Raw genomic sequence first — 19,843 nt, 5'->3', positions numbered from 1 at the left:
CCACCAAATGGCAGGGCTTGTACGCAGGATAAAATTCGTATTACATCGCTTGAGTAAAGGTACGAGTAATCACGTCTTTTTGTTGCTCTTTGGTCAGTGAGTTGAAACGTACCGCATAGCCGGAAACACGGATAGTCAATTGCGGATATTTTTCCGGATTTTCCATGGCGTCTAACAACATTTCACGGTTCATCACGTTGACGTTCAAGTGCTGGCCGCCTTCGATGGTGGCTTCGTGGTGGAAGTAACCGTCCATTAAGCCAGCCAAGTTGCGTTTTTGCGCTTCGTAATCTTTACCTAACGCATTCGGAACGATAGAGAAGGTGTAAGAGATCCCGTCTTTAGCATAAGCAAATGGCAGTTTGGCAACCGATGTCAGGGAAGCAACCGCACCTTTTTGGTCACGACCATGCATTGGGTTCGCTCCTGGTCCGAATGGCGCACCGGCACGACGACCGTCCGGGGTGTTACCGGTCTTTTTGCCATAAACCACGTTGGAGGTGATGGTCAATACCGATTGGGTTGGTACAGCGTTACGATAGGTTTTCAGTTTTTGAATTTTCTTCATGAAACGTTCAACTAAATCACAAGCGATGTCATCCACTCGGCTGTCATTGTTACCGAATTGCGGATATTCACCTTCGATTTCAAAGTCAACCGCAATACCGTCTTCATCACGAATCGGTTTTACTTTGGCATATTTAATCGCAGACAGGGAATCCGCCGCGACAGACAGACCGGCAATACCGCAAGCCATGGTGCGGTAAACATCGCGATCATGTAACGCCATTAATGAGGCTTCATAGCTGTATTTATCGTGCATGTAGTGAATGATGTTCAGCGAGGTGACATATTGGGTTGCCAACCAGTCCATAAAGCTGTCTAAACGGGTCATCACATCATCGTAATCCAAGTATTCACTGGTAACTTTGTCGGTTTTCGGGCCGACTTGCATTTTCAGTTTTTCATCGATACCACCATTGATTGCATATAACATGGTTTTCGCCAAGTTTGCACGCGCACCGAAGAATTGCATTTGTTTGCCGACGATCATTGGGCTGACGCAGCAGGCAATTGCGTAGTCATCGCTATTGAAGTCCGGACGCATTAAATCGTCGTTTTCGTATTGCACGGAAGAGGTGTCGATTGACACTTTGGCGCAATAACGTTTGAAACCGTCCGGCAATTTTTCAGACCACAAAATGGTCATGTTTGGTTCCGGGGATGGCCCCATGGTGTACAGCGTGTTCAAGAAACGGAAGCTGTTTTTGGTAACCAAAGTACGACCGTCCAAGCCCATACCGGCTAAAGATTCGGTTGCCCAAATCGGGTCGCCGGAGAACAGTTGATCGTATTCAGGTGTACGCAGGAAACGCACCATGCGCAGTTTCATCACTAAGTGGTCGATCAACTCTTGTGCTTCTTGCTCGGTAATTTTGCCGGCTTTCAGGTCACGCTCGATGTAGATGTCTAAGAAAGAAGAGACACGACCAAAGGACATTGCCGCACCGTTTTGTGATTTTACCGCCGCTAAATAGCCGAAGTAAGTCCACTGCACCGCTTCGCGCGCATTGGTTGCCGGGCCGGAAATGTCGTAGCCGTAGCTGGCCGCCATTTGTTTGATTTGACCTAAAGCACGGTGCTGTTCTGCGATTTCTTCACGCAATTGGATGGTCATTTCCAAGTCTTCGCCTCTTTCTAAGCGACCTTGTAATGAACCGAATTGTTTGAATTTGTCCGCCATTAAGAAATCAATACCGTATAACGCAACACGGCGGTAGTCACCGATAATACGGCCACGGCCATAGGCATCAGGCAAACCGGTTAACACCCCGGATTTACGGCAGCGCAGGATATCCGGAGTATACACATCGAATACGCCCTGGTTATGGGTTTTACGGTATTCAGTGAAGATTTTTTTCACTTGCGGATCTAATTGGCGGCCGTAAACTTGGCAAGAACCTTCGACCATTTTGATGCCGCCGAATGGAATGATTGCACGTTTTAATGGCGCATCGGTTTGTAACCCGACGATCTTTTCCAGGTCTTGTTGGATATAACCGGCATCATGGGAAGTGATGGTTGAGATGATAGAGGTGTCAAAATCGTACGGCTCGTGGGTTTTGTTTTCCACTTTGATGCCGTCCATGACTTTTTCCCACAGAGTGTCGGTGGCAGGCGTTGCACCGGCGAGAAACGCTTCGTCGCCTTCGTATGGGGTGTAGTTCAGTTGGATAAAATCACGCACATCAACAGTTTGCTGCCAATTGCCGTCTTTAAAGTCAGCCCAAGCTTGTTGTTGAAGTTCAGTTAGTTGTGTCATATCGATACATTCCTTATTTAACAATAAATTAAAATCATTATATCGCCAGAACCGCACTTGCTGCCGATATGCCTAAACAGATGATCAGTGGTGTTCGCGATTCAAATACCACTGCATTAAGGCGATGCAAACCGCACCACCCACAATATTCCCGAGTGTTACCGGGATTAAATTTTTAATAATAAAATGTGCCATATCCAAATCGGCATACTGCGCTGCATTAATACCAAGGCTTTGCCAAAATTCAGGACTGCTGTAATGTGCTGTTAAAATACCCATCGGAATCATGAACATATTGGCAACACAGTGTTCAAAGCCGGAGGCAACAAACATTGAAATCGGCAGAATTGCTGCCAGCGTTTTATCGGTCAGAGTTTTGCCGGCATACGCCATCCATACCGCAATACACACCATAATGTTACAAAAAATACCCAAGCTGAACGCTTCTACCCAAGTGTGATGAATTTTGTGCTGGGCAGTGTTTAAAATCACCAAGCCCCATTGTCCGTTGGCTGCCATGGTTTGCCCGCCAAACCAAACCAACGCTACGATAAACAAGCTGCCGATAAAGTTGCCGCTATACACAGCTGCCCAGTTCTTTAACATTTGATAGGTGCTGATTTTGTTTTCCACGCGCGCTAAAATTGTCATGGTGGACGAAGTAAATAGCTCGTTGCCGCACACAATCACCATAATAATGCCCAATGAGAACACAATCCCACCGACAAATTTGCTCATGCCCCAAGCCACATCAGCCGCACCGGTCTGGGTGGTTGCGTAAAAGACAAAGGCGATCGCAATAAATGCGCCAGCCGGAATGGCCGACATAAAAGACAGAAACTGATTTTTCTGGGCTTTATATGCGCCGGCATTGACGGCAACCGTCGTGATTTGTGCCGGATTCAGCATCGTAGTGGAATTGTTGGCATCTGTGCTCATGTTTAAATCTTTATCCTTCAGCCTGAGAATCAATCTAAGCATTAAAACCTAAAAATTTTTTTAAGATTTATTATTTTTTTTTAGCATTATAATTTTTTGTTGATATACAAACAAATCATTTTAAGATGCTGTGTTATGTTATCTCACAAAATGTGATGTAGATCAATTTAGCCTGTTAACACTTGGTTAAGATGTTATTTAACGGTTAAAATATTGTTTTTGAATTTAACGAGAAGCGCAATAAAAGATCAAATTTGGTTTATTTGTCGATAGATTTAGCGATTCGGAAATAGAATAGGAAATGTAGTGTCATTAATATATCGTCTTTTTATTGATTATTTCCAATTATCAGACAAATAAATGCTGCCTGAGCATACTGCGATTTTTACGCAATAGCAACTTGCCAAAAACGGCTAACTTCATTATTCTTGCTGAAATTTGTGTGTAGAAAACAGGGGAAACATGATGGCAGATCAGAAAGTACAAGAGACGATTTTTAGCAAGATTATCCGGCGCGAAATTGCTGCGGATATTGTGTATCAGGACGAGCTGGTCACTGCTTTTCGTGATATTTCGCCACAGGCGCCGACGCATATTTTGATTATCCCGAACAAACTGATTCCGACGGTTAATGCGGTGTCGGAGGAAGATGAACAGGCGTTGGGGCGTTTATTTGTGGTGGCGGCTAAGCTTGCAGCGCAGCAGGGTATTGCCGAAGACGGTTATCGCTTGATTGTCAATTGCAACCAGCATGGTGGACAAGAGGTTTTTCATTTACATATGCATTTGCTGGGCGGGGAAAAATTAGGGGCTATGTTATCTAAATAAAAATGTTATCTAAATAAAAATGTTATCTAAATAAATGCAAATTAAATCAAAGTGCGGTCTTATTCAATACAAGGATATAAAATGAAACGGTTTTTAAGTTTGTTGGTTTGCAGCATGCTGCTTGTCGCCTGTTCTAGCGCACCACCGCGCTATTTGGCGGATAGCCAGCCGATTGTCAATATTGATTCGGCAGTTGCAGCAGTAACCAACATCAATGCCGGTAGCCAACAAGTGACACTGACAAACTTGAGCCGGCAATTGCTGGCGTTGCAATATCAGATCACTTGGTATGACCAAGACGGCGTGACCCAGCTCAGCAACTGGGCGCAATTACCGCCATGGACAAAAATAGTGCTGCAAGGCGGGCAGGCGGAACGTATTTTGTTGCAAAAGCCGACCCAAACCAGCACCAATTATCGTATTTATATTAAAGGCGCAGAATAATCGTTATGTTATTAGCGGATATTTTACAAGCCGAATTTTGGCAGGGCGAAGTGGTTAGCTGCAAACCCTTGGGCGGCTTAAGCGGTGACAGTTATTGCGTCACGGTACAGCATAAAAAATCCCGTAAGCAGCGGTTTTTATTACGGCTGCAAACTGAGACGTCGCAACGTCTTGGCTCAATGCGCCAGCTTGAAGGTGATATATTGTTTAACTTACAAGCATTGCCGTTCGTGCCAAAAGTCTTTTATCAAGGCGAGGATTTTTTGGTGTTGAAATGGATTAGCGGGCGAGTGTTGGGCAAATGGCACAATGAAACGTTAAGCGCATTAGCGCAGCGTTTGCAAAGTTTGCATCATTATTCTGTACTGCACGGGAGCAAACTCGGCGTGTTGCCGCAGTTGGATCTGATCCAGCAAATTTTCTTTTTATTGCAGCAACTGCCTGCGGAGCAGCAAGGCAATTGGCTGCTGATGCTAGATAAACTCACGCCATTTCAAGAAAATGAGATTCAAGTGGTGGCGCACCACGATCTACATTTGCAAAATTTAGTGAACAGTCAAAACAGCGGTTTGAGTATTATCGACTGGGAATATGCCGCCTTGTCCAATCCGGCGTTGGAGCTGGCATTTTTCTTTGCCAGCAATAACTTAACAGAAAAACAGCAGCGCTATTTTTTAGCACAATATTTGAAAAACAATAGCTTGATCAGCGAAGACCGCACTTTCACGCAATCGATTGCCAGCTATTTTCCTTGGGTAAAATTGCTTAATCAATTGTGGCTGAAGGTTCAGCAAACGACAGCGCTCGACACAGAGGCAGGAGCATTGCGATGACAACATTATTAATCGATTTACAGGCTTATGAATTGACCGCCGAAGAGGTGGAATTGCTACAACATCCGTTGGTGGCGGGGTTAATTTTGTTCAGTCGTAATTTTCATGATCGCCGACAATTGCAAGCCTTGATCCAAGCCGTGCGGCAACGGGTGAAAAAACCGCTGTTGATTACGGTTGATCAAGAGGGCGGACGCGTGCAGCGTTTTCGCGAGGGCTTCAGCCGATTACCGGCGATGCAGTCCTTTGCCTTGCTGGAAACAGATCCCCAGCAACAACGACAGTTGGCACAAGAGGCCGGTTGGCTGATGGCGGCGGAAATGACAGCGCTGGATATTGATCTGAGCTTTGCGCCGGTGCTGGATCTGGGGCATCAAAGCAAAGCGATTGGCGATCGCAGTTTTGGCGAAGATGTAAACTCGGTGGTGGCGTTGGCAGAAGCATTTATCGACGGTATGGCGCAAGCCGGAATGGCAGCAACCGGCAAACATTTTCCGGGACACGGGCATGTGATTGCCGATTCTCATCTGGAAACGCCAATCGATAATCGTCCGAAAGAAACGATTTTTGCCGAAGATGTGCAACCGTTTGCTCGTTTGATCAATGCCGGAAAATTACAGGCAGTGATGCCGGCGCATGTGATTTACAGCCAATGCGACAGTCAGCCGGCGAGCGGTTCGGCGTATTGGTTGCAAACAGTATTACGCCAACAGTTAGCTTTTGACGGTGCGATTTTCTCTGATGATCTCGGTATGAAAGGTGCCGGTTTTATGGGGGATTTTGTCGAGCGCTGTCAAGCTTCGCTGCAAGCCGGTTGTGATTTGTTACTGTTGTGTAATGAGCGTGAGGGCGTGATTAAGGTGCTGGATAATTTGCAGCATCAAGCAACAGCGGCGAGCCAAGTGCGGTTACACCAGCTATTCAAGCGAAAAACGATTGATTGGAATGCATTGCAGGCGAGCAGTCGCTGGGTTGATGCTAACCGCACTTTGGATCGACTCCAGCTGCAGTGGCTTGAATTCAAACATGTCTAATTTGTTATCTTGTCGACATTTTCAACAGCAGCAATGCGGTTCTTGCCAATGGCTTGAGTTGCCTTATGCACAACAATTGGCACGCAAACAGCAGCACCTGCAACGGCAGTTGGCGGCATTTGATTTGCGTGTAACACAATGGCTTGAGCCGTTTTGCTCCGAGTTAAGCCAATTTCGCAATAAAGCCAAAATGGTGGTCAGTGGCAGTGTCGAGCGCCCGATTTTAGGCATTGCCAACGATCCGAATGATCCGCAAAGTGCGGTTGATTTATGTGATTGCCCACTTTATCCGTCACGTTTTCAGGCGCTGTTTCCGGTATTGAAAGATTTTATCGCCCGAGCTGGTCTAGTGCCGTATAACCTACAAAAGCGCAAAGGTGAATTGAAATATATTTTGCTGACCGAGAGCCGTTACAGTGAAAAACTGATGTTGCGGTTTGTGCTGCGCAGTGAGGTAAAACTGCCGTTAATTCGGCGTGAATTAGATGGTTTATTACAGCGATTGCCTCAATTGGCAGTAGTCTCGTTGAATATTCAGCCGCAGCACGCCGCGATTTTAGAGGGCGAACAGGAAATTTTTCTGACCGAGCAACAGGTGTTGGAAGAACGGTTTAACGGTATTCCGCTGTTCATCCGCCCACAAGGATTTTTTCAAACGAATCCGCAAGTGGCGAGCACACTTTATTATCAAGCGCAGGATTGGCTGCGTACACTGTCGATTTCAAACTTTTGGGATCTTTTTTGTGGTGTCGGTGGTTTTGGATTGCATTGTTTAGCAGCGTTGCGGCAAGCGCAGCCGGATAAGATTATTTCATTGATCGGCATTGAAATTTCTGCCTCAGCCATTGCCAGCGCCCGTTTATCACTTGAACAATCGGGTTTAAGTCCGGCAGAGCAAAGTGCGGTCAGTTTTCAGTCGCTTGATTCCGCTACCTTTGCCATTGCCGACGAGAGCCGGCAAAAACCGCACTTGGTGATTGTCAACCCACCACGACGTGGCATCGGCAGCGAACTAGCCGATTTTTTAAATGATTTTGCCCCAGACTATATTTTATATTCCAGCTGTAATGCCGTGAGTATGGGCAAGGATTTGCTACAGCTCAGTGATTACCAGATCAGTAAAATACGCTTGTTCGATATGTTCCCACATACCCATCATTATGAAGTTTTGTTGTTGTTACAACACAAAGCGTTGACCTCTACTTTGCCCATTTCCGCATAGCCGACCGCACTTTGCATAAGATGATTTAAGGTGTTACAGCATTATCAATAACCACAGTGACGTTAGCAGATCGAGTATAAGGATCGGCTTTTACGGTGTCGATTCTCTTCGTTTCAAGAACAATTTTTTGCGGTGGCACCGCTTTCATATTTTCTTCCGGTAATATGCATTGTAATGCAAAATCTCGGATATAGCCCTGATTGACTTGTTTGGTATAGGTTTCGATGGTTTGCTGTGATAAGCCCGTCGGGCTAGATAACATAAGAAGGGTCATCAAACCGATTAGGAATGTATTTTGTAGCATTTGATGATTACTCATTTATGTTTTCCATAAGAAATATGCTCAGCAAGAGGTTGTCACGTTTGAATTTTGAGATACCGATTTAGTCGCCTGATAATCAGCACTAAAAGCACAAAATGTGGTCTGCTGAATGAAACAGGGAAGAGAAAAAACGAAAGTGTGTACCTATGCTAAATAGATTCTATGCCAAATCGATTGATTTGCTTGGTAGAGATCGTTTGCCCTTGTTTGCACTAGTCGTATTACACTCTGATTAAATTATTTTCGCATTAAAACATTTTTTTACATAAATTGCAATAATTGTGCAGCCTCAAGGTTGGTTGAGATTTTTTAATGGGATTTTCAGTGGAATAAATTGGTGAGATAGTAGTAATGTAAAGAGGAAGGAGGCTATTAAGTTTAATAGCCGGATTTTGTTCTCCGCCTTGTATTGACGAAAACAGTCTATAGCTCAAATTATAAACAAGCATCAACAGACTCTAGTAGCGTTGCAGTTTCTCTTTAACGTATTCGATACCGCGATCTAGATAGGCAATATTTTCTTGTTGTAATAGATAGCGTTTTGCCGGCAAGCCACCACCAAAACCGGTGAGAGCACTATTTTTTGCCAGAATACGGTGGCATGGAATGATGATACTGATTGGATTGCGTCCGACTGCACCGCCTACGGCGCGCACCGCTTTCGGATTGCCGATTTGTTGTGCCAGTTCGCCGTAGCTGCTGAACTGTCCATAAGGAATTGCCAATAAGGCTTGCCAAACCTGTTGCTGAAACGGTGTGCCTTGCGGTGCCAGTGGAATGTCAGAAAAGTGCTCTTTTTCGCCGTTGAAATAACGGTCTAACGCCATCTTAGTGGCAAACAGAACCGGTTGCGTGTCGGATTGTTGCCAAGCCGCTTGAATCGGGTGCTGTTCTTTTTCAAATTCAATACCAATTAAAGCATTATTTTTCACCAATAATAACAGTTTGCCGACAGGGGAAGGGTGAAAACAGTAGTAAATTGTATTGGTGTTTGTCATATTAACCTCAAAAAAATGGCACAGTCTGCGTTGTACAGATTGTGCCATTATTTCCTGTTTTATCGCAGATTAAAAGCGGTAATTCAGGGTCAGACCGTAAATATCGGCTTTCGATTTAGAATTAAAGGTGGCTTTGACATTGCTTTCATTTTCAGTAAAGGTGTTGTCGCTGGCAATGAGGTGGGCGTAGCCGACATCCACTGACAGATCCGGCGTGAAGCGGTAGGTGGCGCCCAAACTTAGCCAAGTGCGGTCAGCATCCGGAATGGAAATAGAGTGGTAGCCTTTTTGTACCGGGCTTTCGTCATGGGCGATACCGGTACGCAGTGTGAATTGTTCGCTGAAATCATAGCTGACACCCAACGCAATCCGCGAAGCGTCTTTAAAGTTTTCATTTTTGTGGAATAACTGATTACCGTTACTGCCTTTGGCGTCTAACTCTTTAAAGCGGCTCCAAAGCGTTTGTTTATAGCTGTAAGACACGGCGAATTTGTCGGTTAAGCGGTGAAAACCGGCAACTTCCCAGTAAGCCGGCAGATTCAGTGTTAACGAACCGGGAATTACTGCACCGGCAGTTCCGCCCATTGCCAGCGGTAATTGATTGGAGAAATCGCCTTTAAACTTAATATCCACATGAGAGTGGTAGGCAAGCCCGATACGGTTGCGCTCATTGAATTCATACACCACACCGGCATTCCAACCATAGCCCCACTCTTTACCTTCCAAACGGGCAGCCACGGTGGATTCGGATAAGCCCAGCGAGCGGGTTGCCGGAGATAAATTAGCGAGTGTGCCGCGAACCCCTAAGTGGCGTTCAACCAACGCATCGGCATACACTGCGTTTAAGCCCAAACCGAAGCTCCAGTTTTGGTTCAAACGGTAAGCCCCGCTCAGATTAAAATTGATAGTGGTTAAATCGGTTTTTCCGGCGAAAACACCGGCCGAGTAGCTGGAGCCAAATTCAGTTGCCAAACCATAATTGACATTGACACCACCGCCAACAGCAAATTTTTCATTGATTGGGTGCACATAATATAGGTTTGGAATTAAGCCGCCTTTGGCAATGTTATTGTGAGATGCATCATCTTTTACTCCGGCTGCGGCATAAGCACTCATCGGGATACCGTTAACCGAATCAATTTTCCCGTTCAAATTGACGTCAGGTTTGATATAAATACCGCCGACCGAGACTTCAGGGCGTTTGAATTGGGTCATTAATGCCGGGTTGACGGCGACTACGGAGGCGTTTTCTGCAATCGCAGCATCACCGGCATACGCACGCCCCAAACCAGAGGTGGAGATTTCAGCCAGCTGAAAAGCCGCGGCAGAGGCATAGCCTGCGGAGAGGGTGATGCTGGTGGCGAGTAGCGTTTGAGTCAATTTGTTTAGTTTAAACATAATTAGGTTCCATTAATAAATAAAAAATGATCAGGTTGTAAAAATGTTAAGAATTCTAATCAATACTGATCGTTAGCGCAAATATTTTTGTTTATTTATGTGATATTAACGCATATTTACTATTGTATTGGCGGAGTTAGCGTATCAGCTTCAGTTGTTATAGATTTTTTATAGTATGGTTTTGTGATAAGATACGAGCACTTTGAGGCAATTTTGACTATTTGGAGAACATGATGACAGAGCAAAAATGTAAAGCAGAAGAGAGTAAAGTATGTTGTTGCGTCGATGTCGGTACGATTATCGACAATGAAGATTGCGGGGTACAATTTGAGCAGGTGTATGCGACTGAGCAGCAAGCTGAAGAAGCACTGCAATATTTGACCGCAAAAGCACGTCAAGCAGAAAGTGACCCTGCGACCATCAAAAGTGCGGTCACGAAGGTTGACGATGGCTATTTGCTGAAGGCGGATTTTGAATTCAGTTGCCAAGCGGAAAGTATGATTTTCCAACTTTCAACCCGCTAAGTGCTTATCAATCAGTTTTGCAACGCCGATGTTATGTCGGCGTTATTGTTATCAATATTATCTGCCTCAATACCGCACTTTGATATCGTATAGACGGTTTAACCTCTGATTATTCAAAAATGGCTGAATCCGGTTCCCAAGCGGAAGCGTCTAAGGCGTGTCCAAAGTGGCTTTCGATCAAACGGCGAGTGAAGTCGTCAGACGGATTGGTCAACACCTCGCGGGTGTTGCCGTATTCAACCATATGCCCGGCTTTCATCACCAGAATATTATCTGAAATGTGTTTGATAATCCCCACATGCTGCCCCAGATAGATGTAGGAAATCCCCAACTGTTTTTGCAAGTTAAGCAGCAAATTAATCAGTTGGGTTTTCACCGAAGCGTCCATAGAAGACAGCGCATTGTCCAACACCAGAATTTCCGGTTCCAGAATCACCGCTCTTGCCAGTGCGACCCGCTGTTTTTGGCTTTGTGACAGGGTGTAAATCGGGATATTGGCGTGGTCGGGCGAGATGCCGACCAAGCGCAAGGTCTGATAAATTTTTTGGTTGCGTTGTTCTTCGTCCCATGGGGTGCTCAAGCGCAGTGGCGTATCCAACACTTGTCCAATGTTCAAGTGCGGTATCAGGCTGTTGTCGGGGTCTTGAAACACCATGCGGATATGACGGCAGCGTGACTGGTAATCGCCAAATTCCAACTCGCGACCTTTAAACCAAATTCGTCCTTTGGTTGGTTTGGTGACGCCGCTGATCATCTTTGCCAGCGTGGATTTGCCGGAGCCGTTTGCACCGACAATCGCCAGTGTCGTGCCTTTTTCCAAGCTGAATGAAATATCGCAGACAGCGGCAAAAGAGCCACTATGCCAGAAGGCATTGTGATCACGGAAAGATTTGCTGAGATCTTCTACTTGCAATAAATAGCGATCGGAATTGATTTGTGGTTTTTCCATTATGCGTGTTCACTTGTTTCGGTAATGGTCAACGGAGTAAAGGCGTTATTATGCTGGATATTTTCATGTTCACGGATATTCAGCGGAAAATAACAGGCAAATTCGTGCTGCTTAATTTTTTTGAGTGGTGGTTTTTGTATACATTTTTTTTGTGCAAACGGACAGCGTGGGCCGAGCCGGCAGCCGACCGGTAGGTTATTCAGCAACGGCACACTGCCGCGCAAAGTGTTTAAATGGCTTTTTAACGCTAAAGGTTGGCTGAAATCCGGGATGGAGTTGAGCAATGACACGGTGTAAGGGTGGTGCGGTTTTTCTAAGATAGCTTGTCTGCTGCCGCTTTCGACCGTTTGTCCACAATAGACAATCGTAAAGCAATCGCACCATTCGCTGACGGTTTTCAACTCGTTGCTGGTTAACAAAATAGTGGTATTCAGGTTTTGATTCATGCTGGAAAGCAGTTTGAAAACCTGCAACTGGGTAGTGGCTTCCAAGGCGTGAGTCGGTTCGTCTGCGACCAATAGGCGCGGTTGGTTGATGACTGCCATGGCAACCATCACTTTTTGTGCTTCACCTTCGGTGATTTCAAACGGGTAACTGTGCATAATATCTTGGTGATCTTTAATACCGATTCGATGCAACAGCTCGATGACTTTACGGTTTTTCCAACCGAACCAACGCCACCATTTCCAGCCTGAGCCCTTGTAAGAAAACGAGGGAATCGCATTGCGCAACTGTTTACCAATTTTACGACTGGGATCCAGACAAGAGAGCGGATCCTGAAAAACCATTGCAATTTCTTTGCCGATCAGTTTGCGCCTTTTCTTCGGGTTTAATTTTAGTAATTCGATATCGTTAAAGCGAAAGCGATCGGCGGTAATTGTCCAGGAAGGTTTGGCGGAGTTGCAGATAATCTTGGCAACCAAGCTTTTACCGGAGCCGGATTCGCCGATCAAACCGCAAATGTCGCCTTCGTTAACCGTCAGGTTAAGGTTGTCGATCATTTTTACTTTACCTTGTGGGGTATTGACTTCAACGGTTAGATTACGGATATCCAGTAATGCCATAATTGGTCCTTAATTAAATCGGCTTATATTTTACGCTTATATTTTGCGCTTATATTTTACGATAGTAACGTTCAATTGCTTTTGCCAAGCCGTCGCTGAATAATAGTGCGGTAATAATCACAAATATCAAAGCGAAACCCGGCAGAACCGAAAGCCAAGGAGCCAAATAAATCAGATCGATAGACTCACGAATCAGGGCGCCCCACTCCGGCAGCGGCGGTTGTGCGCCGAGAGCGATAAAACTCAGGGCGCTGATATCCAACATCGCTAGGGTAAAAATGCGGCTGGTGAGACGAATAAAAACCGGCAGCAGATTCGGCAGCATCACTTTGCTAATCAGATAGCCTTTGGAAGCACCGTCCAAGCGCAGCATAATCACATACTCTTTATTGATTTCGGTTTGTAATGCCAGATAGACCTGATGGATAAAATAGGGCAGTGAAGCCAGCAAAATTGCCAAAATGGCATTCAGCAGGCTGGGTTGGCGCAAGGTAGCGATGATGATCGCCAATAACAAAATCGGAATCGACAGAAAAGCGTCTAGAAAATGCCCTAAAATATTTGATTTAATTCCTTGCCCGGTACCGGCGATCACGCCTAATGCCCCACCGATTAATAGCGTGAGCAGCGCTACGATTAAGCTGCCGCCAAAGCTATAGCGCAGCCCGACGATAATCCGACTGAGTAGATCGCGTCCCAGATCATCGGTGCCCAGAAAGAAACTGATTTTGCCTTCGCTGTTCCACGACGGCGGCAGCAGCTCTTGCCCGACAAACTGCATATTGATGTCATGGGGGGCGACCAGCGGCGCAAAGAACATCAGCAACAATAACGCTAACAGCAGATAGCCGCACATCAGCGCTACTTTATTACGACGAAAAAGTCGCCAAATCTCCGCCACAGGCGAAGTGAAGCGAAACTCTTCAGGCTCTTTATCTAACATACCAACCTTTGCGATTAAACGGATCTGAGATAAACATTAAAAAACCGCTGAACATGTTAATCAGGATAATGAATAAACCGATAATCATCATGCCGGCGGAGATGGCATTGTAATCCTGCTGTTCCACCGCATTGATCAGCCATTGTCCGATGCCCGGCCAGCTAAAAATATTTTCGATCAGCATACACATTGCCAACAGCATGGTAAAAGTGCGGGTTAGTTGCGGCATCAGTGGTGGCAAAGTATTTCTGAGCAAGATAATGTGTGCAATTTTCACTTTTGACCAACCACGGGTTTCTGCTACTTTGATATAGTTTTCGCTGAGCACTTTTTCGGCACGGTTTTGGGTCAATTGAATAATTTCCATCAGCGGCGCAATCGTCAACACCAACACCGGTAATGCCAAGTGCTGAAATACGTTTTGGATAATTTTCAGCTGGTAAGGGTGTTCACCAAACCAGACATCAATACTAGCAAAGCCGGTGATGGTCTTGATTTGATACAGCGGATAGTACTGCCCGATGGCGGAAATTTCCCATTGATAGCTGGCAGCAAAATATAACACGATAGGCGCAATCCAAAATATCGGCAACGAGATCCCGAACGCCGAGCCGAAACGGATGCTTTTGCCCAGCCAGTGCTTAGCATTGAATGCCCCCCAGAAACCCAGTGGTAGACCGAGCAACATCGCCAAAAACAATGCAAAGATACACAATTCGATCGTCGCAGGGAAAACTGCCAAAATTTGATCCAATAAAGGCTGCCCGTCCAAATAGCTGATGCCAAGATCGCCGGAAAACAGGTGTTGCATATAGTTGAGATAGCCGGAGTAAAAGTGCGGTTTGGCAAGAATCGCATTCAACGGATCACGCATCAAAATGTGATAGCTGATCAGCGACAGAATAAACAGCGTGATCAAGGTCAGCAAGGCACGGCGAAGAAAATGTAATAGCATTGTTTATCTCTCCTGCCGCAGTTCCAATTCGGCAAAACGCAGCGTGCCGAGTGGTGACATATTCATATTTTGTACCCGATTATGATAAATCATCAAGCGTTTGACATTGGCAATCGGCAGCAACGGCACTTGATTGAGCGCATATTGCTGTGCAATATCATAATCCAAAGCGCGTGAAATTTGCATCGGTGTTTTCAGGGCGCGATCCAGTACCTGATCGAATGCTTGACTGCACCAGTTGGCAATGTTGGTATGCGCATTGTTGGTATGACAGCTCAAAATCGGACGTAAAAAACCGTCCGGGTCAAGACTGCCCGCTAGCCAACCGCCGAGAATGATGTGGTAGTCGTCTTGCCCCGACAGTAGCAAATGCTCTAATTCGTTGCGTTGTAAATATTTCATCTTGACCTGAACCCCGGCTTGCGCCAAATCAAAGCGGATCATCTCCGCCATTTTCACCGGATTAGGGTTATACACCTGATTGTCAGTCAGTACCCAAAAGTTCAGGGTTAATTTTTTATCTTGTAAAAACTGTTTAGCAATTTCCGGCTGATAATCGTAGGCGAAAGCGCGCATATTGAATTGTGATGCCCACGAACTTTTTGGAATGATCGTATTGGCGACTTCAGCGGTGTCAAAATAGATTTGTTTGACAAGGCGTTCACGGTTAATCGCTTGCGCCAGCGCAATGCGCAATGTGGTATTTTGAGTCAACGGCTGATTCATATTAAATGCTAAAAAAGCCAGGTTCATGCCGTCCACCGAGATCGAACTAAAACGTTGTTTGTCCGAGAGTAGGTTTTCTACCTGACTGGCTTCGGGAAATGCCATGATATCGCATTCTTGATTCAACATTTTTTCTAACCGACCGGATCGACTGCTGGAGAGATCCACCACGACGGTTTTAATACCGCTCTTTTTGCCCCAATAATTATCGTTGCGCTGTAATCTGACATATTGGTTACGAAAATAGTCGCTGACTTGATAAGCCCCGGTGCCGACCGGCAGGGTATCCAGTTGAGCGATATTGTCATCGGCGCTCAGCTGCAAGGCATATTCTTGTGACAGAATTACAGCATATTGACTGGCAAGATGATCCAGAATCGAAGAGTCCGGTGCGTTCAATTCAATTTTCACCTGATAGGGCGAAACTGCGCTGACACTGGCAATTTTGCCGTTGAAATCAATGCTGTCAAAATATGGATAGCGGTTTTGGCGCGCCAGATCGTAATATATCTGATATTGCGGGTTATTTTGTTGGCGGCTCTGTTCTTGTTCCGGTGTCGGATAGGAATATAACCGCCCTAATACTCGGTTCAGGGAAAACACCACATCATCGGCGTTCAAGTCACGGCTAGGGGTAAACCAGATTGTTTGATGAAACTTTACCCCTTTGCGTAAATTGATTAACAGGGTTTTTTGGTTATCGGAAAAACGGTAGCCGGTTGCCAAGGCTGGAATAATCTTTTTGCTTTTATCATTTTTTATATCAAAAAGCTTGTTATAAATCTGTTCTGTCACCACATTCATACTGGTTCCGACATCCACTGTTTGCGGATTAAACGAGAAGCCTGTAGAGTGAGTGCAGTAGATCAAGCCATTATTCAACAGTTCATCGGGAATACGCGGCGCAGCCGACACGCTGTGACTGAGCAAACTGAAAGCTGCTAAGTTTAGGAATAAACTGAAAAAACAGAACCGCACTTTTTTATATAAACACATGGCTTAATACTGGCTTAATAAAATAGAGTTAAATTGTAATTTATCTTGTCGGAGAATGCTATTTTCTTTATGCCGATTTGATTGTCAGGCATAATTTAATATTGTAACGGGTTGTCAAAGGAGAATGTTTATGTTTTGGACAATTGTGATGTTATCAATTTCTGCGTTTATTTTCTGCCTGTTGGTGTTGCCGTTTTGGCTGTATATGCACTACAAAAGCAAGCAGCAAATCGGCGCGGGGCTAACGATGGAAGATAAAGCTAAGATCCAACAATTGAATGAACAGGCGAAAGCATTGCGTCAACGGGTTGAACAACTGGAAGCGTTGCTGGACTATCGGCAGCCGGACTGGCGCAAGTCGCAGTAGCCTGCTGAGGAGATAATCATGATTTATCGTTATCCACAACAAGGTATCATTTCTGGCGTGTGTGTCGGTTTGGCGAAAGCCAGCGGTTTGGAAACGTGGGTGGTGCGGCTGATTGCGGTGTTGCTGTTTTTGTTTGGCGGCTATTTTGTGATGTTGATTGCTTATGTCGCCGCAGCGCTGGTGTTGGACAAAGTACCTGACAGTTACTATCAGCAAGATCCGTACCAATCGCTGTTCGATCAAACGCCATTAAAAGAGAAAACTTGGCAGGCAGGGGCGAGTGCCAATCAAAAATTGGTGGATTTAGAGATGGAGTTCACCATGTTGACACGCCGCATCGGGCAGCTGGAAAATTATACCCGTTCGAGCGATTTTAAACGCCCAACGCCGTAACTATGACGATAATACAGGTTTAATTTAATGTTTGCTTCAATCCAACATTCGGTAAAACGCGAATTGAACGACTGGGTAAACCGAGGTTTTGACCGCACTTTGCGCCTTGCCGTCACCGGCTTGAGCCAGAGCGGAAAAACTGCGTTTATCACCAGTCTGGTCAACCAACTTTTAACCCTTGATCAGTATGACAACAGCCACTTGCCGTTGTTTGCGGCAGCCCGCAACAAACAAATTATGGCGGTCAAGCGGGTTGATCAAGAAAACTGGAGTATTCCGCGCTTTGATTACGAAGCCAATTTGGCTTGCCTGAAACAACAGCCGCCCGTTTGGCCGACTTCGACGCGCGGCGTGGGCGAAACCCGTTTGGCGATTCGTTTTCGTCGTAGTGATGGTTTGTTGCGTCATCTCAAGCAAGAAGGCACGTTGTATCTGGATATTTTTGATTATCCGGGCGAATGGCTGCTCGATTTACCGTTATTGGAAACCTCGTTTAAACAGTGGTCACAAAGTTTGCAAAAACTGGATTTTGGGGCACGGCAACAGTTGGCGCAAGACTGGCTGAAGCAAGTGGAAACGTTGGATTTGAGCGCCAAAGCCGACGAAGACGTGTTGGCACGGTTGGCAAAAAGTTATACCGATTATCTGTTCGCATGCAAAGCACAAGGGCTGCAATTTATTCAACCGGGACATTTTGTGTTGCCGGGAGAATATCAAGGTGCGCCGGCACTGCAATTCTTCCCGTTGACCCAGTTGTCGCCGCAGCAATGGCAAGAGTTGGAAAAAAAGAGCGGCCATGACAGCTATTTTGCACTGCTGCAAAAACGCTATGAATATTATCGCGAAAAAATCGTCAAACGCTTTTATCAAAAATATTTCAGCAAATTTGATCGCCAAATTATTTTGGCGGATTGCCTGACACCGCTGAATTACAGTCAGCAGGCGTTTAACGAAACTAAAGAGAGCTTGCGGCAACTGTTCAGTAATTTTCACTACGGCAACCGCACTTTGCTGCATCGCTTGTTTGCGCCGCAGATTGACAAGCTGTTGTTTGTTGCCAGCAAAGCCGATCATGTCACTGCCGATCAACTGCCGAACTTAATCAGTTTGATGAGGCAATTGGTGCAAGAGGGCGGGCAACACGTTAATTTTGCTGGTGTGAAAAATGATTACACTGCCATTGCCTCCATCCGGGCGACTAAGCCGGTGATAGTGAAAGATAACGGGCAGATGGTAAAAGCGTTGCAAGGGGTTCGTAGCAAAGATAAACAGATGGTGACGCTATTTCCGGGCAGTGTGCCGTCACGTTTGCCAAATGCCGATTTTTGGCAGCAAAATCGCTTTGAATTTGACCAATTCGAGCCGTTGCCACTGGAAGCAGAACGGATACCGCACTTGAGAATGGATACAGTGTTGCAATTTCTATTGGCGGATAAACTGGATTAATTAGGGGTTGTTGATATGAGCAAAAAATATTTTGAATCGTTAATAGAAGACGGACAAATGCAGTCTGAACAACCGAATTTGCAGCAGAAGAAAGAATTTGCCACTGATGAGATTTTTGACGACGTCGAGAGCGAGAGCAATCTGAGCGGATTGGATAGTGAAACCCGCTTTGAGCAACAAATTCAACGTAACATAGTGCCGCAGCCACGTTGGTGGAAAACTGCGCTGATGATGACTGTCGGGCTGTTTTTAGTTGCAGTGGTGGCGCAATCGGTGCAGTGGTTGCTGGACAGCTGGCAGCAGAATCAATGGATTCACTTCGCCTTTGCCATCGTCACGTTTTCAGCCGTGATCTTAGGCGTGGTTGCGCTGGGGAATGAATTCAGACGTTTATTTAAATTAAAACGCTTACTCCGTTTGCAACAGCAGAGTAGAGCGCTGTATCAACCGCTGTATCAACAAAGTGCGGTTGGCTCAGCGCAGCAAAGCGGAGAGCAGGCGCAACGGCTCTGTTTGCAGATTGCCGAGAATATGCAACTGGCTAAAGATGATCTGCGTTTGCAACAATGGCAAAAACAGCTCAGTGAGGTACACACAGCCGAAGAGGTGGGCTATCTGTTCAGCCAAAATGTGCTGAGTGATCGGGATCGCCAAGCACGCAGTTTGGTGAGCAAAGCTGCGGCAGAAGCGGCGATTGTGGTCGGTATCAGTCCGTTGGCGGTGGTTGATCTGTTTTTTGTGGCGTGGCGTAATTTGGCGTTAATCAATAAAATTGCCGCACTGTATGGCATTGAGCTAGGCTATTTCAGTCGTCTTCGACTGCTGCGCTTGGTGTTGTTAAATATGGCATTTGCCGGTGCTACTGAACTGGTGCATGACATTGGTATGGATTGGCTGTCAAAAGACCTGATGGCAAAACTCTCCGCCCGTGCGGCACAAGGACTGGGTGTCGGCTTGTTGACAGCTCGTTTGGGGATTAAAACCATGGAGTTTTGTCGCCCACTGGCATTTCAAGCCGATGAAAAACCCCGTTTGAGCAGTATTCATCAAGAGTTGTTATCAACCCTGAAATCAACGTTGAGCGCCAGTGTGTTCAGCAGTGATAAAACAAAAGCGGAAATGCGCTAAAATGCCTTGTT

Annotated in this window: 20 protein-coding genes; 10 read left to right on the top strand and 10 right to left on the bottom strand. The window is 45.7% G+C overall.

Annotation, left to right across the window (positions count from 1 at the left end):
• Positions 1-40: 40 nt before the first annotated feature.
• Both pflB and focA read right to left on the bottom strand, forming a co-directional pair.
• Positions 41-2,323, bottom strand: coding sequence for a formate C-acetyltransferase (pflB, locus tag EDC16_RS01165; protein WP_132964551.1), 2,283 nt, complete (start codon positions 2,321-2,323; stop codon positions 41-43).
• 84 nt (positions 2,324-2,407) lie between these two features.
• Positions 2,408-3,232 carry a formate transporter FocA gene (focA, locus tag EDC16_RS01160; RefSeq protein WP_416069072.1) on the bottom strand — a complete coding sequence of 275 codons (825 nt, stop codon included), beginning with the start codon at positions 3,230-3,232 and terminating at the stop codon, positions 2,408-2,410.
• Between the two features lie 495 nt (positions 3,233-3,727).
• Here focA and hinT point away from each other — a divergent pair, with 495 nt between their 5' ends.
• The 5 genes from hinT (at position 3,728) to rlmC (ending at position 7,623) form a co-directional block, all read left to right on the top strand.
• A complete protein-coding gene (hinT, locus tag EDC16_RS01155; RefSeq protein WP_132964547.1) occupies positions 3,728-4,090 on the top strand; it encodes a purine nucleoside phosphoramidase in 363 nt (120 codons plus the stop codon).
• Positions 4,091-4,171: 81 nt separating this feature from the next.
• Positions 4,172-4,534: a YcfL family putative periplasmic lipoprotein gene (locus EDC16_RS01150; protein WP_132964545.1), complete on the top strand. Its 363-nt coding sequence runs from the start codon at positions 4,172-4,174 to the stop codon at positions 4,532-4,534.
• Between the two features lie 5 nt (positions 4,535-4,539).
• Positions 4,540-5,367 (top strand): phosphotransferase, encoded by an 828-nt coding sequence (locus EDC16_RS01145; RefSeq protein ID WP_132964543.1) that lies wholly within the window; start codon positions 4,540-4,542, stop codon positions 5,365-5,367.
• A complete protein-coding gene (gene nagZ / locus EDC16_RS01140) occupies positions 5,364-6,401 on the top strand; it encodes a beta-N-acetylhexosaminidase (RefSeq protein ID WP_132964541.1) in 1,038 nt (345 codons plus the stop codon). Before EDC16_RS01145 ends, nagZ begins: the two co-directional genes overlap by 4 nt.
• A gap of 1 nt (position 6,402) precedes the next feature.
• Positions 6,403-7,623 carry a 23S rRNA (uracil(747)-C(5))-methyltransferase RlmC gene (rlmC, locus tag EDC16_RS01135; protein ID WP_132964784.1) on the top strand — a complete coding sequence of 407 codons (1,221 nt, stop codon included), beginning with the start codon at positions 6,403-6,405 and terminating at the stop codon, positions 7,621-7,623.
• 25 nt (positions 7,624-7,648) lie between these two features.
• Here the strand turns inward: rlmC and EDC16_RS01130 are convergent, their stop codons facing one another.
• The 3 genes from EDC16_RS01130 to EDC16_RS01120 all read right to left on the bottom strand — a co-directional run bounded on the left by EDC16_RS01130 (position 7,649) and on the right by EDC16_RS01120 (position 10,341).
• A complete protein-coding gene (locus EDC16_RS01130; protein WP_132964539.1) occupies positions 7,649-7,942 on the bottom strand; it encodes a hypothetical protein in 294 nt (97 codons plus the stop codon).
• 461 nt (positions 7,943-8,403) lie between these two features.
• Positions 8,404-8,943: a methylated-DNA--[protein]-cysteine S-methyltransferase gene (locus tag EDC16_RS01125; RefSeq protein WP_132964537.1), complete on the bottom strand. Its 540-nt coding sequence runs from the start codon at positions 8,941-8,943 to the stop codon at positions 8,404-8,406.
• Positions 8,944-9,012: 69 nt separating this feature from the next.
• Positions 9,013-10,341 carry a porin gene (locus tag EDC16_RS01120; RefSeq protein WP_132964535.1) on the bottom strand — a complete coding sequence of 443 codons (1,329 nt, stop codon included), beginning with the start codon at positions 10,339-10,341 and terminating at the stop codon, positions 9,013-9,015.
• Between the two features lie 233 nt (positions 10,342-10,574).
• Between EDC16_RS01120 and EDC16_RS01115 the strand changes: the two genes are divergently transcribed.
• Entirely contained in the window at positions 10,575-10,865 is a 291-nt protein-coding gene (locus EDC16_RS01115; protein ID WP_132964782.1) for a YfcZ/YiiS family protein, read from the top strand.
• A 109-nt stretch (positions 10,866-10,974) separates the two neighbouring features.
• Here EDC16_RS01115 and EDC16_RS01110 read toward each other — a convergent pair whose 3' ends face one another.
• From EDC16_RS01110 to EDC16_RS01090, 5 genes are read right to left on the bottom strand one after another with little or no spacing between them, the layout of a single operon-like run.
• A complete protein-coding gene (locus EDC16_RS01110; protein WP_132964533.1) occupies positions 10,975-11,814 on the bottom strand; it encodes a peptide ABC transporter ATP-binding protein in 840 nt (279 codons plus the stop codon).
• Positions 11,814-12,878 (bottom strand): peptide ABC transporter ATP-binding protein, encoded by a 1,065-nt coding sequence (locus tag EDC16_RS01105; RefSeq protein ID WP_132964531.1) that lies wholly within the window; start codon positions 12,876-12,878, stop codon positions 11,814-11,816. Before EDC16_RS01105 ends, EDC16_RS01110 begins: the two co-directional genes overlap by 1 nt.
• Positions 12,879-12,927: 49 nt before the next feature.
• Positions 12,928-13,821: an ABC transporter permease subunit gene (locus tag EDC16_RS01100; protein WP_132964529.1), complete on the bottom strand. Its 894-nt coding sequence runs from the start codon at positions 13,819-13,821 to the stop codon at positions 12,928-12,930.
• The gene (locus EDC16_RS01095; RefSeq protein ID WP_132964527.1) at positions 13,811-14,776 is read right to left on the bottom strand and encodes an ABC transporter permease; all 966 of its coding nucleotides are present in this window, start codon (positions 14,774-14,776) and stop codon (positions 13,811-13,813) included. The genes EDC16_RS01100 and EDC16_RS01095 overlap by 11 nt, the downstream gene beginning before the upstream one ends.
• Before the next feature lie 3 nt (positions 14,777-14,779).
• Positions 14,780-16,498: an ABC transporter substrate-binding protein gene (locus EDC16_RS01090; RefSeq protein WP_132964524.1), complete on the bottom strand. Its 1,719-nt coding sequence runs from the start codon at positions 16,496-16,498 to the stop codon at positions 14,780-14,782.
• 130 nt (positions 16,499-16,628) lie between these two features.
• Between EDC16_RS01090 and pspB the strand changes: the two genes are divergently transcribed.
• The 4 genes from pspB to EDC16_RS01070 are packed head-to-tail and all read left to right on the top strand — an operon-like array spanning position 16,629 to position 19,832.
• Positions 16,629-16,865, top strand: coding sequence for an envelope stress response membrane protein PspB (gene pspB, locus EDC16_RS01085; RefSeq protein ID WP_157330447.1), 237 nt, complete (start codon positions 16,629-16,631; stop codon positions 16,863-16,865).
• Between the two features lie 18 nt (positions 16,866-16,883).
• Complete coding sequence (pspC, locus tag EDC16_RS01080; protein ID WP_132964520.1) at positions 16,884-17,258, top strand: envelope stress response membrane protein PspC; 375 nt, start codon at positions 16,884-16,886, stop codon at positions 17,256-17,258.
• A gap of 27 nt (positions 17,259-17,285) precedes the next feature.
• Entirely contained in the window at positions 17,286-18,704 is a 1,419-nt protein-coding gene (locus EDC16_RS01075; RefSeq protein WP_416069069.1) for a YcjX family GTP-binding protein, read from the top strand.
• A gap of 15 nt (positions 18,705-18,719) precedes the next feature.
• Entirely contained in the window at positions 18,720-19,832 is a 1,113-nt protein-coding gene (locus EDC16_RS01070) for a TIGR01620 family protein (protein WP_132964518.1), read from the top strand.
• The last annotated feature ends 11 nt before the right edge of the window (positions 19,833-19,843 follow it).

This window comes from Testudinibacter aquarius (assembly GCF_004342725.1).
Taxonomy (GTDB): Bacteria; Pseudomonadota; Gammaproteobacteria; order Enterobacterales; family Pasteurellaceae; genus Chelonobacter; species Chelonobacter aquarius.
Note: the sequence above shows the minus strand (reverse complement) of the source record. Positions and strands in the feature narration are given on the sequence as shown.

Bases quoted from the DNA above. Each gene is read 5' to 3' on its own strand.
- pflB (WP_132964551.1), bottom strand. From the start codon at position 2,323: ATGACACAACTAACTGAACTTCAACAACAAGCTTGGGCTGACTTTAAA.
- focA (WP_416069072.1), bottom strand. From the start codon at position 3,232: ATGCTGAATCCGGCACAAATCACGACGGTTGCCGTCAATGCCGGCGCA.
- hinT (WP_132964547.1), top strand. From the start codon at position 3,728: ATGGCAGATCAGAAAGTACAAGAGACGATTTTTAGCAAGATTATCCGG.
- EDC16_RS01150 (WP_132964545.1), top strand. From the start codon at position 4,172: ATGAAACGGTTTTTAAGTTTGTTGGTTTGCAGCATGCTGCTTGTCGCC.
- EDC16_RS01145 (WP_132964543.1), top strand. From the start codon at position 4,540: ATGTTATTAGCGGATATTTTACAAGCCGAATTTTGGCAGGGCGAAGTG.
- nagZ (WP_132964541.1), top strand. From the start codon at position 5,364: ATGACAACATTATTAATCGATTTACAGGCTTATGAATTGACCGCCGAA.
- EDC16_RS01130 (WP_132964539.1), bottom strand. From the start codon at position 7,942: ATGAGTAATCATCAAATGCTACAAAATACATTCCTAATCGGTTTGATG.
- EDC16_RS01125 (WP_132964537.1), bottom strand. From the start codon at position 8,943: ATGACAAACACCAATACAATTTACTACTGTTTTCACCCTTCCCCTGTC.
- EDC16_RS01120 (WP_132964535.1), bottom strand. From the start codon at position 10,341: ATGTTTAAACTAAACAAATTGACTCAAACGCTACTCGCCACCAGCATC.
- EDC16_RS01115 (WP_132964782.1), top strand. From the start codon at position 10,575: ATGACAGAGCAAAAATGTAAAGCAGAAGAGAGTAAAGTATGTTGTTGC.
- EDC16_RS01110 (WP_132964533.1), bottom strand. From the start codon at position 11,814: ATGGAAAAACCACAAATCAATTCCGATCGCTATTTATTGCAAGTAGAA.
- EDC16_RS01105 (WP_132964531.1), bottom strand. From the start codon at position 12,878: ATGGCATTACTGGATATCCGTAATCTAACCGTTGAAGTCAATACCCCA.
- EDC16_RS01100 (WP_132964529.1), bottom strand. From the start codon at position 13,821: ATGTTAGATAAAGAGCCTGAAGAGTTTCGCTTCACTTCGCCTGTGGCG.
- EDC16_RS01095 (WP_132964527.1), bottom strand. From the start codon at position 14,776: ATGCTATTACATTTTCTTCGCCGTGCCTTGCTGACCTTGATCACGCTG.
- EDC16_RS01090 (WP_132964524.1), bottom strand. From the start codon at position 16,498: ATGTGTTTATATAAAAAAGTGCGGTTCTGTTTTTTCAGTTTATTCCTA.
- pspB (WP_157330447.1), top strand. From the start codon at position 16,629: ATGTTTTGGACAATTGTGATGTTATCAATTTCTGCGTTTATTTTCTGC.
- pspC (WP_132964520.1), top strand. From the start codon at position 16,884: ATGATTTATCGTTATCCACAACAAGGTATCATTTCTGGCGTGTGTGTC.
- EDC16_RS01075 (WP_416069069.1), top strand. From the start codon at position 17,286: ATGTTTGCTTCAATCCAACATTCGGTAAAACGCGAATTGAACGACTGG.
- EDC16_RS01070 (WP_132964518.1), top strand. From the start codon at position 18,720: ATGAGCAAAAAATATTTTGAATCGTTAATAGAAGACGGACAAATGCAG.